At 65.7% G+C, this 12361-nt stretch carries 10 protein-coding genes; 7 read left to right on the top strand and 3 right to left on the bottom strand.

Annotated features, from left to right (window positions below; translation table 11 throughout):
• The first annotated feature begins 209 nt into the window (after positions 1–209).
• On the top strand, positions 210–923 hold the full coding sequence (locus ACQKOE_RS05370; RefSeq protein WP_427511864.1) for a Crp/Fnr family transcriptional regulator: 714 nt from the start codon (positions 210–212) through the stop codon (positions 921–923).
• Positions 924–1020: 97 nt separating this feature from the next.
• Here the strand turns inward: ACQKOE_RS05370 and ACQKOE_RS05365 are convergent, their stop codons facing one another.
• Entirely contained in the window at positions 1021–2376 is a 1356-nt protein-coding gene (locus tag ACQKOE_RS05365; protein ID WP_427511863.1) for a hemerythrin domain-containing protein, read from the bottom strand.
• Positions 2377–2419: 43 nt separating this feature from the next.
• Here ACQKOE_RS05365 and ACQKOE_RS05360 point away from each other — a divergent pair, with 43 nt between their 5' ends.
• The gene (locus ACQKOE_RS05360; RefSeq protein ID WP_427511862.1) at positions 2420–2725 is read left to right on the top strand and encodes a hypothetical protein; all 306 of its coding nucleotides are present in this window, start codon (positions 2420–2422) and stop codon (positions 2723–2725) included.
• Positions 2726–2860: 135 nt separating this feature from the next.
• The gene (locus tag ACQKOE_RS05355) at positions 2861–3499 is read left to right on the top strand and encodes a Crp/Fnr family transcriptional regulator (protein ID WP_427511861.1); all 639 of its coding nucleotides are present in this window, start codon (positions 2861–2863) and stop codon (positions 3497–3499) included.
• 78 nt (positions 3500–3577) lie between these two features.
• On the opposite strand, the gene ACQKOE_RS05350 is transcribed toward ACQKOE_RS05355, so the two are convergent.
• Positions 3578–3766, bottom strand: coding sequence for a hypothetical protein (locus ACQKOE_RS05350; RefSeq protein WP_427511860.1), 189 nt, complete (start codon positions 3764–3766; stop codon positions 3578–3580).
• A 166-nt stretch (positions 3767–3932) separates the two neighbouring features.
• Between ACQKOE_RS05350 and ACQKOE_RS05345 the strand changes: the two genes are divergently transcribed.
• The 4 genes from ACQKOE_RS05345 (at position 3933) to ACQKOE_RS05330 (ending at position 11755) form a co-directional block, all read left to right on the top strand.
• Positions 3933–4799 carry a Ku protein gene (locus ACQKOE_RS05345; RefSeq protein ID WP_427511859.1) on the top strand — a complete coding sequence of 289 codons (867 nt, stop codon included), beginning with the start codon at positions 3933–3935 and terminating at the stop codon, positions 4797–4799.
• Entirely contained in the window at positions 4799–7306 is a 2508-nt protein-coding gene (gene ligD, locus ACQKOE_RS05340) for a DNA ligase D (RefSeq protein ID WP_427511858.1), read from the top strand. The genes ACQKOE_RS05345 and ligD overlap by 1 nt, the downstream gene beginning before the upstream one ends.
• Positions 7307–7326: 20 nt before the next feature.
• Positions 7327–8292 carry an SDR family oxidoreductase gene (locus ACQKOE_RS05335; RefSeq protein ID WP_427511857.1) on the top strand — a complete coding sequence of 322 codons (966 nt, stop codon included), beginning with the start codon at positions 7327–7329 and terminating at the stop codon, positions 8290–8292.
• 112 nt (positions 8293–8404) lie between these two features.
• Positions 8405–11755, top strand: coding sequence for a hybrid sensor histidine kinase/response regulator (locus tag ACQKOE_RS05330; protein WP_427511856.1), 3351 nt, complete (start codon positions 8405–8407; stop codon positions 11753–11755).
• Here the strand turns inward: ACQKOE_RS05330 and ACQKOE_RS05325 are convergent.
• Entirely contained in the window at positions 11729–12358 is a 630-nt protein-coding gene (locus ACQKOE_RS05325; RefSeq protein ID WP_427511855.1) for a response regulator, read from the bottom strand. The two genes, ACQKOE_RS05330 and ACQKOE_RS05325, sit on opposite strands and share 27 nt — an antisense overlap.
• Between the last annotated feature and the right edge of the window lie 3 nt (positions 12359–12361).

Raw genomic sequence — 12361 nt, 5'->3', positions numbered from 1 at the left:
CCGCAGCCTTCGCTGTTGCGGCCAGACGGCGGCGCAGCGACCAGGCGTGCCATTCGAGCGACCATCGCCGGAGGAAACTTTTTTCCGCGCCAATGGAACTTTTCGGACTCTGCCGCATTCCACGGCCACAGACAGAAAGGCCAACATCAATGCGGCAGATTGCACCGGAAGGTGCCAGGACGGGGGGATCGGGTCCCACGAGCGAAGAAATGCGGCTTCTTTTCAGGAGGCTGCGCCACGCTGCGCCTGTCTCGCTGGAAGTGGAAGCGGCAATCGCGGAAATTTTCGAAGGCGTGGAGCAGGTCCGCGAGTATCGCGTAGCCTTGCGGCGCGGCGAGCGGGTCGATCAGTCCATGCTGGTGCTGGAGGGCATGCTGTGCCGCTATCGCGACTTCGAAGACGGCGCGCGCCAGATCACCGCGCTGTACCTGCCGGGCGATTTCGTCGATCTCGCCTCGTTCACGCTCAAGCGGACTGATCAGGACGTGCTGGCGCTGACGGATTGTCGGCTCGCCGTGGCACCGCACCCGGCCATCCAGCGCGCCTGGGACAACAGCCCCGATACCGCGCGGCTGTTGTGGCTGCTGACCAATATCGACGGCAGCACCAACCGCGAGTGGGAACTGTCGCTAGGCCAGCGCAGCGCGCTGGAGCGGACAGCGCACCTGTTCTGCGAACTTCAGGCCAGGCTTGAAATGATTGGCCGTGCCGAACGCAGCGGTTATGCGCTGCCGATGACCCAGGTCGAGCTGTCGCAATGCCTTGCGATCAGCCCGGTGCATACCAACCGGGTCCTGCGCGAACTGCGGGAGCGGAACCTGCTGCATTTCAGCCGCCGTCGTGTCCGGATCGACGATCTGGCCGCACTGCGCAAGGTTGCCGGTTTCGATCCGGCCTACCTCTATATCCAGGGCAGGGACTGAACCAGCTTCGGCTGAATCGGGCTTTCTCTCGGAATTCCAATACAACAGCGCCGGACCCTTGCGGGGCCCGGCACCATGTTTTTGCAGCGAGGCTGCCTTAGTGGCGGCTATCCCAGCCGCGCCGTGCTGCTTCGGAGTGGCCTCGGCTGTCGCCGAACCAGCCACCGCGCCCGCGATCATCATCGTCGCGTCCGCGCCCACGGCTCGACCGGCCGCCGCGATCATCGTCGTCACGGCCGCGCGAGGAGCGCGAGGAGCCACGGTCATCGCGGTCTTCCCAACCGCGCCGGGCCGCTTCGGAATGGCCTTCGCTATCGCCGAACCAGCCGCCGCGTCCACGGTCGTCGTCACGTCCACCCCAGCTCGACCGGCCACCGCGATCGTCGTCGTCCCGCCCGCGCGAGGAGCGCGAGGAACCACGGTCATCGCGGTCGTCCCAGCCGCGCTGGGCTGCGCGCGAATGGCCCTCGCTATCGCCGAACCAGCCGCCGCGTCCACGGTCATCGTCGTCGCGTCCACGACCCGAACGCCCGCCGCCCGAACGGCTGCCACCACCGGAACGTCCGCCGCGATCATCGTCGCGGTCGTCCCAGCCGCGCTGGGCCGCGCGCGAGTGGCCTTCGCTATCGCCGAACCAGCCGCCGCGGCCACGGCCGCGGCCGTCATCGTCGTCACGGCCCCGGCTGGAGCGGCCACCACGGTCGTCATCGTCGCGCGAACGGCTGCGGCGCGAACGGTCATCATCGTCATCGCGGCCACCGCGCGACGAGGTGAAGCGGCCGTCTTCGTCCCGCTCCCGTCCTCCCGAACGCGAACCGCGACCATCATCTCCGCGCGAACGGCCGCCGCTGCTGCGGCTTTCCTGCATGCTTGCCATCATTCTCTCCTTGGTTGTTTCCCTGTTGCCCTGTGAGGTGCCCTCGAAGGTGCCTTGTGAAACCCCCTGGATCGAAACCGGCTCACCCGGAGCCAGGTCGTCCTCTTCTTCAAGCTCGGCCTTGCGCTGGGCCATCTCTTCGCCCAGCTCGTTCAGGTCGATCCCGGCCGACTGGGCCTTGGCGAAAATGCCGCTGCGGGGCTTTTCCTCTTCGCCGACGTGGTGCTTGACCTGCTCGCCCATGACCTTGACCTTGGCGTCACGGAACGGATCGCCGGAACGGGCGCCCCATACTTCCGCGATCAGGATCTTGACGCTGTCATGCTCGACCTGCGCTTCGTCCAGCATGTCTTCTTCACTGATCTTTTCACGGCAGGCCGGATAGAAGATCTCTTCCTCCAGCATGGCGTGAATGGTCAGCGCCATGCAGATCTGCTCGACCAGCTGTTCCTTCTTGCTGTTCGAAGCCTTCTCGAACTCCGCAAACATCTTTTCGACTTCGCGGTGATCGGCCTTGAGCAGTTCGATGGCGTTCTTGCTGCCAGCGGACTTCTTGCTGCTCTGCTGGTCCGCCATGGACAGACTTTGCGCACCGTTCGTGCTACCGTTGCCATTGCCATTGGACGAAGCGCTGGCGGATTTGCCCAAAGCGCCCGACCCGCCCGAGGCACCCGATCCGGAGCTGCCGGACGACCCGGACGCGCTGGAGCCGCTCGACGATGCGCCCGACGACTGGCTGGTTGATGACTTCTCCGATTGGGTCCCGGACCCGTTCGTTGCGGTTTCGCCACCAGCGGGTGACTGTTCCGCTTCTCCACGTTTGCTGGCCATTCGAATCCTCCTTGGGGGCAACTGCAGACATGCAGTGCGCAAGGGGCAAACCACGGCAGGGGGTGAGATGTTCCCACCGGCAAATCTGGATTAACGAAACGCACTGCCGCGCCGAAAGCCGCAAAATTCCGGGATTTCAGCCCGTCGCGCCCACGTCTCGTCTCATTGCCTGGGCGCGGCTTAACGCACGTAAGCAACCTTGCGCGAGGCGGTGAGTATCCTCGCAGCCATGCCACGGAAAACCAACGAGCCGCCCGGTCCCATCGCGCGCTTTCGCCGCCACGAACACCTGACGCGGTCGGGCGAAGTGCAGGATTCGATCTTCTGCATCGAGGAGGGCTGGGTCGGGCGCTATACCTTGCTGGGGGCAGGGCGACGCCAGATCACGGCGCTCTATCTTCCCGGCGACTATTGCGAACCGCAGTGGATCATCCGACCGCGCAGTACCGAAAGCATCGTTGCGCTCACCCCGGTGCGGGCCTGGCGCAAACCGGTGGTCAGGCTGACCGAGGCGGATCGCTATTCACCCGAAAGCCGCGAACTGATCGGCGCCCTGCCCAAGATCATCGAGCGACAGTCCGCCTGGATCATCGCGCTGGGCCGCAAGACTGCGCTTGAGCGGATTTCGACCCTGATGGTGGAGTTCATGGAACGGCTCAAAGCCGGGGGACGGGGGCAGGGCGAGCGCTTTCCCATGCCGCTGACCCAGACCGAAATCGGCGACGTGGTCGGCCTCACCCCGATCCACGTCAACCGGGTGATGAAGGACCTCAAGACCCGCGGCATCATCGAGGTAAAGCGCCGGTTCGTGACCGTACATGACCAGGCCGAACTGCGGGCCATCGCCGACAGCGACCAGCTACATTAAAGGGCGCCCGTAGCGCGCCCCGTGACAAGCAACGCAGCCCCCACCCAAGGGCAGGGGCTGCGATTGCGGCGGGCAGGATTACTTCTGCTGGCCGGAACCCTTGCCTGACTTGCTGGAGCTGCTGCGGCCCGAGCTGTGGCTGTCATCCTGGCGCTGCTGGCGTGCACCAGCATCACCGGTTGCGCCGCCCTGCTGTCCGGGGTTGCGGCGCTGCTCGTTCTGGCTGCGCTGCTGGCTGGAATGCATGCTGCCATTCTTCTTGGCCATGATCCTGATCCTTTCCTCGATTTGGTTGCGGATGCTGGATCAACCCCCGATTGCCGCGCGCCGTTCCACCTGGAGCGGCGGGCCGATGCCATGATGCGATGCCCCGACCTTGCGCTTTCCGGAACGCGCAGGGCCATCGGGCGTTTTGCTGGCGAAGGAGAACGCCATGCCCGCCCGCGCTTATTGGCAAGGCCAGATCAGGCTCGCGCTCGTGTCCATTCCGGTGGAAATCTACCCCGCCACCCGCTCCGGCGCGGCCATATCCTTCCGCCAGATCCACGAGCCAAGCGGCCGCCCGGTGCGTTATGAAAAGGTCGTGCCGGGGATTGGCGCGATTGATCATGACGACATCGTCAAAGGCTATGAGCTGTCGAAAGGCAATTACGTGCTGCTCGACGAGGACGAGATCGAGGCGGTGCGGCTGGAAAGCAAGCGCACGCTGGAACTGGTCCTGTTCGTCGAAAACGACGCCATCGACATCCTCTATTACAGCAAACCCTATTACGTGGTCCCGGCGGACGAACTGGCCGAGGAAGCCTATGTCGTCCTGCGCGAGGCGCTGAAGCGCAGTCGCATGACCGGGGTCGGCCAGCTTTCGGTGCGCGGGCAGGAGCAACTCGTCGCGCTGCGCGCTTGCGGGAAGGGGCTGATCCTGGAGATCCTGCGTTATGCGGACGAGGTCAATGCGGCGACCAGCTTCTTTCGCGGAATCGGCACGGACAAGCCGGACAGCGAACTGCTTGAACTGGCCGAGACGCTGATCCGCAAACGCAGCGGCGAATTCAACGCGGCGGATTTCCGCAATCACTACATCGACGCGCTGAAGCGGGTGATCGACAAGAAGGCCAAGTCCAAGGGCCGCCGTGTGCTGGAAGACGTAGAAGAACCCGCCGCAGCATCGCGCGGGTCGAACGTGATTGACCTGATGGCCGCGCTGAAGGCCTCGGTCGATGAGAAGCCGCGCAGCGGTGCCAAGGAAAGCAAGAGCAAGGCGAAGAGCGCGCCCAAGACCACCAGTCGGAAACGCGCCTGATGGCCGCCCGCGACGATCCCCTGCGGCAGTACAATGCCAAGCGCGATTTCAAGGCTACGCCGGAACCCGCCGGCAAGGTTTCGGCGAAGGGCGGCAACCGCTTCATCGTGCAGAAGCATGACGCAACGCGGCTCCACTACGATTTCCGGCTGGAACTCGACGGCGTCCTGAAAAGCTGGGCCGTGACCAAGGGCCCCAGCGTCAACCCTGAGGACAAGCGGCTGGCGGTGCGGACCGAGGATCACCCCATGGCCTATGCCGACTTTGAGGGGGTGATCCCTAAAGGCGAATATGGCGGCGGCACCGTGATGCTGTGGGATCGCGGTACCTGGGAACCGGTGCCGGGAAAAAGCGCCAAGGATCTTGAGAAGGGGCACCTGCACTTCACCTTGCAGGGCGAGCGGATGAAGGGCGAATGGCTGCTCATCCGTCTACGCCCCCGGCCCGGCGAAAAGCGCGAGAACTGGTTGCTGCGCAAGATTGACGATGCCCATGCCGGCGGGTCGGACGATCTGGTCGGGCGCTGGCTGACCAGCGTGCTGACCGGTCGGACCATGATGGAGATCGCTGGCGACAAGGAGGCGGCCCAGTCGCTGGTGGGAACCAGCGACAAGGCTTTTGCGAGCAAGATGAAGCGCGCTGCCGCGCACAATCGCAAGGTCGCCAAGGTGCGCAAGAAAGTAGGCCTGCCCAAGTTCCGCCCCGTCCAGCTGGCCACGCTGGTCGATGACGTTCCGGCCGGAAACGACTGGATGCATGAGATCAAGTTTGACGGATATCGTGCTGTAATTGCAGCAGAAGGTGACGAGGTGCGAGTCTATACCCGCGCGGGTCTGGACTGGACCGACAAGTTCCAGCCGCTGGCCCGCGCGGTGGCCACACTGGACCTGCCATCGTGCTTGATCGACGGCGAAGTCGTGGCTTTCGACGCGCAGGGCAACCCGGATTTCTCGTCGCTCCAGGCCGTGCTGAAACGCGGTCACGGCGCGCAGACCGAGAGCACGCCGCTGCAATACTTCGCCTTCGATCTGCTCGAACTGGAGGGGCGGCCGCTCGACAAGCTGGGCAACCTGGAACGCAAAGAGAAGCTGGCCGGACTGCTGAGCCATGCCCAGCCGCCGATTGCCGTGGCGGACCATGTGATCGGGGCGGGCGAAAAGCTCTACCGCGCGTTGTGCGATGCGGGGCAGGAAGGAATCATCGCCAAGCGGATCGACGCGGCCTATCACGGCAAGCGCAGCCGGAACTGGGTAAAGGTGAAATGCACCTTGCGGCAGGAATTCGTCATTGCCGGGTGGACCCCCTCCAGCGCGCGGGCGCGGCCCTTTGCGTCGTTGATCCTGTCGCAGTGGGAGGATGGCAAGCTGGTCCACAAGGGCAATGTCGGCACGGGCTTCGATGCCGAGCTGATGGACGACCTGGCCAAGCGTTTTGCGAAGCTGGAGCAGGACAAGCCCGCGCTGGAGATCGACCGGGCAGCCGCGCGGCGGGTGCGCTGGCTGAAACCGGAACTGGTCGCGGAAGTGGCCTTTGCCGAATTCACGGCCAGCGGTTCGGTCCGCCACGCCAGCTTCATCGGCCTGCGCAGCGACAAACCCGCGCGCGAGGTAAAGCCTGAGCGCAAGGTCCCGGCGCCGAAGCCGGAAAGCGCGATCAAGATCAGCAACCGCGACCGCGTGCTGTTTCCCGAAAGCAAGGCGACCAAGGGCGACCTGGCCGATTACTATGTCCAGCTTGCCCCGCTGATCCTGCCCCATCTGGCGCGCCGCCCGCTCAGCCTGGTGCGCTGTCCGCAGGGGCGGGCCAAGAAGTGCTTTTTCCAGAAGCACGATTCCGGCTCGTTCGGGGAGCACGTCCACCACGTTCCGATCCGCGAAAAGGACGGCGGGCACGAGGATTACCTCCACGTCGATACGGCGGACGGCATTCTGGCCTGCGTGCAGATGGGCACGATCGAATTCCACGGCTGGGGCAGTCACGCCGAGACCCTGGAACAGCCGGACCGCATGGTGTTCGACCTCGACCCCGACGAGGAGCTGGACTTTGCCGCCGTGCGCAAGGCCGCGCTGGACCTGCGCGGGCACTTGTCGGACATTGGGCTGGTCAGCTTTGCCATGCTGTCCGGCGGCAAAGGGGTGCACATCGTGGTGCCGCTGCGGCCCGGCCATGACTGGGATACGCACAAGGACTTTTCCCGCCGCCTGGCCGAGGCGATGAGCCAGGCCGAGCCGGACCGTTTCGTTGCGAACATGAGCAAGGTCCGGCGCAAGGGCCGCATCTTCATCGATTACTTGCGCAATCAGCGCGGCAGCACGGCGATCATGCCCTATTCGGCCCGCGCGCGCGAAGGGGCTCCGGTCGCCGTGCCGGTGACTTGGGAGGAGCTGGCAGAGATCGAGAAGGCCAATGTCTGGAACATTTTCGATGCCGAAGATTTGATCGAACGCGGCGGTAGTGCGGCGCTGAAGGGGTGGGGGTTCGCGGAGCAGGATCTGCCGCCGATCTGATCCACCTGAAAGGAGCGAGCATGAGCCAGGACAAGAGTCACGACAATCAGGGCAAGGTCGGTGAAAGCCAGTCCGAAAAGCAGGCCAAGCAGGCCGACGCGCAGCACAGCGACGCCGCGAAGGAAGCAGCGCGCGAAGCGGCAGAAAGCGGTTCGCAGCGTCAGGGCGGGGCAGGCGATGCAGAGGCCGACCTGACCCGCCAGCCCGAATGGCAGCCGGTCTATCCCGGCTCTGGCCGACTGGAAGGCAAGGTCGCGCTGATCACGGGTGCCGACAGCGGCATCGGGCGGGCCGTTGCGGCGCTCTATGCCCGCGAGGGGGCGGACGTCGCGGTGGTCTATCTCAGCAGCCATGACGATGCGGAGGAAACCCGCCGGATCGTAACGGACGAGGGGCGCAAGGCGATCCTGATCGCCGGCGATCTGGGCGATGCGCAGTTCTGTGCCGAGGCGGTGCAGCGCTGCGTCGATGAACTGGGCGGGCTGGACGTGCTGGTCAACAATGCGGGGGAACAGCACCCGGCGGAGGACATCACCGACGTTTCCCAGGAGCAACTGGAGCGTACTTTCCGCACCAACATCTTCGCCATGTTCTATCTGGTCCAGGCGGCCCTGCCGCACCTGGGCAAGGGGGCCGCCATCGTCAATTGCACCAGCGTGACCATGTACAAGGGCTCTGCCCAGTTGCTGGATTATAGCGCTACGAAGGGCGCGATTACGGCCTTCACCCGCTCGCTGAGCGAAAGCCTGGTCGAACGTGGCATCCGGGTGAACGCCGTCGCGCCGGGTCCGATCTGGACCCCGCTCAACCCGCGCGGCGGGGCAGAGGCGGACAAGGTGCGCAAGTTCGGGGAATCGACGCCGATGAAGCGGCCGGGCGAACCCAATGAAGTCGCGCCCAGTTTCCTGTTCCTGGCCTGCGCCGATTCCAGCTATATGTCCGGGCAGGTGCTGCATCCCAATGGTGGAACCGTTGTGAACGGTTGATTTCAAATTGCTGTCATACTTAGACATTTTCGGCTTTTGCGGGCGGCCTTGAAACGATAGTCTGCGCCGCGGACCGCAATTTCCGCGCGGTTCGATGAGGGGTGAATTCGGCTTGAGCCTTCGCGCGGCAGTTATCCTGGCCCTGGCGCTGATCGCCGCACTGTTCGCGCTGGCGACCCTGGTCGAGCGGCGCGGAGAGCGGCTGAACGGACGTTCGCGCCTCCGCCATGTCACCTATACGCTGGCGCTGGGCGTATATTGTTCAAGCTGGACCTTTTATGGCGCGGTCGGCAGCGCGGTGCGCGATGGCTGGTCCTATCTGCCGATCTACCTTGCGCCAATCGTCCTGCTGATCGCCGCACCGCGCTTTCTGGTGCGCCTGTCGGAAGCCGTGGCGCGCGAGCAGGCCAGCACCGTGTCGGACTTCATTGCCGCCCGGTTCGGCAACGACGTGGTGATCGCGCGGCTGGTGACGATCATCGCGCTGCTCGGTTCGATCCCCTATGTCGCCTTGCAACTGCGCTCCATCGGCAATGCCATGGCTATCGTGTCCGGCCAGGAGGTGCAGGCTTCGGTGATGATCGTCGCCGCGTTGCTCCTGGCCATATTCGCCGCCGCCTTCGGGGCACGGCGGTACGAAGTGGCGGGGCGGAGCGAGGGGCTGGTCTATGCTGTCGGCCTGGAATCGGTCATCAAGATCGGCGCCCTGGCCGTTGTCGCTGCGCTCGCCGGAATGGCGCTTTATACCGCCGGGGACAGCCCCGCGCTGGAACGCGGCATCGCTGCCCTGGGCCAGCGCTTTGAACCCGGTGATCTTTCGCTGGACGTCGCTGTCATCGCCCTGATTTCCGCAACGGCGGTCATCACCCTGCCGCGCCAGTTCTACATGGGCCTCGCCGAAGCGCAGAGCCCCACCGACCTGGTCCGCGCGCGGTTTGGCCTTGCGGCTTACCTGGGCGTGATGGCCCTGTTGATCCTGCCGATAGCCCTGGCCGGGGTGACCATGCTGTCCCCCGCAGTCTCGCCCGATTTCTACGTGCTGGACCTGCCTATGCTGGCGGGAAGTTCCGGTGTCGTGGCTATTGCCTTGATCGGCGGGGTTAGCGCTGCCGCTTCGATGGCCATTGTTGATACGACCGCGCTGGCGACCATGGTGTCGAACGACCTGGCCTTCCCCAGCGTCATGCGCAGCCGCACCGCTGCGGGCGAGGGGGAGATCGGGCGGCGGATGCTGCAAGTGCGCCGCACCGCGATCCTGGGTATCATGCTGTTGGCGCTGGCCTGGGCGCTGCTGATTTCGCCGACGCGCTCGCTCGCCTCCATCGGCCTGATTGCCTTTGCCGCGATGGCGCAGTTCACCCCGCACCTGATCATGGCCACCTATGGCGGGCGGCGCGATGCCCGCGCGGCGCGGGCCAGCCTCTCAGCCGGGCTGGTGCTGTGGCTCTACACCCTGGCGCTGCCGCCGATCCTGCCCGATGGGCTGACCGCGATGCTGACGGGCACCCTCGTTGATCCGGTCCGGCTGCTGGGCATCGGCAATGCCAGCCCGATCGTCCACGGCGTGCTGTGGAGCCTCGGCGCCAACCTGGTCGTCTATGCCGCATTGGCCGCGCGGGGCATGGGAGCACCGGCCCTGCCGCGTTTCCTGCGCGGGCAGCGGCAGGTGGCGGACCTGGCGGAACTGGCCGAACTGACTGCCAGCTTCGTGGGCCGCGACAAGGTCACGGCAGCGTTCCCGCAGGCGCGCAAGGGCGTGCCGATTGACCGCCGCTCGGCCAAGAAGGCGCGCGATCTGATTGCCAGCGTGGTGGGAACCTCTTCCGCCCGCGCACTGGTTGCTTCGGCCCTGGCTGGCGGCACGATGAACCTGGCCGACGTCACCCGCCTGCTGGACGAAGGCGGCCAGAGCCTGCGCTTTTCGCGGCAGTTGCTGGCGGCAACGTTTGAAAACGTCGATGCCGGGATCAGCGTGGTCGATGCCGACATGAACCTGGTCGCGTGGAATTCGCGCTATCTGGACGTGTTCGACTATCCGCCGGGGCTGGTCCGCGTCGGCGTGCCGGTGGCGGACCTGATCCGGCACAATGCGCTGCGCGGCGATTTCGGACCGGGCGACGTCGAGTATCACGTGCAAAAGCGGCTCGGCCATATGCGGCGCGGGCTGGAACACAGCTTTGAACGGCGGCGCAACGACGGGCGCGTGATCAAGACCGTGGGCGGGCCGATGCCCGGCGGCGGCTATGTCATGAGCTTTACCGACATCACCAGCGAAGCGCGGGTGCGCGAGGAGCTGGAGCGCACGCTCGACCAGTTGGAAAGCCGCGTGGCTGAACGGACCAGCGAACTATCCGAAGCCAACCGCCTGCTCGCCCAGTCCGACCGGGACAAGACCCGTTTTCTGGCGGCGGCCAGCCATGACCTGCTGCAACCTTTGCACGCGGCGCGGCTGTTTTCCGCCGCGCTGGAACGCGACGTGGACGATGGCCCCCGGCAATTGGTCCGCCGGGTGGAAAGCGCGATCCGCGCGGCAGAGGAACTGCTGCGCGCGCTGCTCGACATTTCCCGGATCGACGCGGGCGGGGTGCAGCCCCGGCCGGAACCGGTTAGCCTGAAAGCCTTCCTGACCGACCTGACCGACAGTTTCCGCCCCTTGGCCGAGGAGAAGGGCCTGACCCTGCGGCTGGGGCCCGCGCCGGGAACGGTCGTGACCGATCCGGTCCTGCTGCGCTCGGTCATGCAGAATTTCCTGACCAATGCGATCCGCTATACCCGCAGCGGTGGGATCGTGGTGGGGGTGCGGCAGCGCGGGGACAATTGGCGGATCGACGTGGTCGATAGCGGCGTGGGCATCTCGCCGGACCGGATCGAGGCTGCCTTTGCCGAGTTTACCCGGCTGGGCGAAGTCGAAGTCGAAGGGCTGGGCCTCGGCCTTGCGCTGGTGCGCCGCATTGCCCGCTTGCTGGGCGGACGGATCAGCGTTGCCTCTACGCCGGGGCGGGGCAGCCGCTTCAGCTTTGGTCTGCCGGTGGCCGTGGCGCAGACGATCCTGCCGATGCCCGCCGCCAGCCGCGCCAGCCTGGAATCGGCGCGGCCCCTGACCGTGCTGGTGGTCGACAACGATCCTCTGATTGTCGAGGCGACGAGCGCTCTGCTGAGCGGACTGGGCCACCGGCCGCTCGGCGCGGGCAATATCGCGGCGGCGATGGAACTGGTGGGCCAAGCCGATGCCCTGCTGGCCGATTACCAGCTGGATGGGGATGAGGACGGCCTGACCTTGATCGAGCAGGTTCGCGCTTTCCGGCCCGGCTTCCCGGTGCTGCTGATCACCGCGGAATCCGGCGATGCCATGCACGAACGCGCCGCGCGCATGGGGGTGTCGATCCTGGCCAAGCCAGTCGATCCGGAACGCATCGCCGGCTTCCTGGCCGAGGTGTCAGTGCTGGAGGTCGAGGCCGAGTGACCGCGCCACCAAAGCCGCCTGGGTGCGGTTGCGCACGTCCAGCTTGCGCATGATCGCGGTCATGTGCGCTTTAACCGTGGCCTCGCTCATGCCCAGCGAATGGGCGATCTGCTTGTTGAGCTGACCTTCCAGCACGGCCAGCAGGACTTTCAGCTGGGTTGGCGTCAGTCCCGCGACGGTCTGCCGCACTTCGTCCACCGGCTGTGCGGGGGGCGGGGCGGGAGCGGGGGGAGCTGAATCCAGCGCGCGGGCAATGGCGGCCTCGATTACGGAAAGATCGGAATCCTTGCGCAGGAAACCGATGGCGCCAAAGGCGCGCGCTTCCTGCGCCGCGCTTTCCCCTTCGGCGCTGGAGACGACCAGGATCGGCACCTCCGGCTTTTCGGCATGGAGCAGGGCAATGCCGGAATAGCCCACCGCACCGGGCATTTTCAGGTCGAGCAGGATCAGCCGCAGGTCTTCCGCTTCGCCGCAGGATCGCAGCGCGGCGGCGAGCGTCCCGGCCTCGCGCAGGACCATATCGGGCGCAACCCGCTGCACTGCCAGGGACAAGGCTTGGCGGAACAGCGGATGATCGTCCGCGATAAGGACCGTGCCCGTCATCAG

Origin of the sequence: Novosphingobium sp. NPDC080210 (genome assembly GCF_050281025.1) — a bacterium.
Classification (GTDB): domain Bacteria; phylum Pseudomonadota; class Alphaproteobacteria; order Sphingomonadales; family Sphingomonadaceae; genus Novosphingobium.
This window is presented reverse-complemented; position numbering and strand designations above follow the sequence as displayed.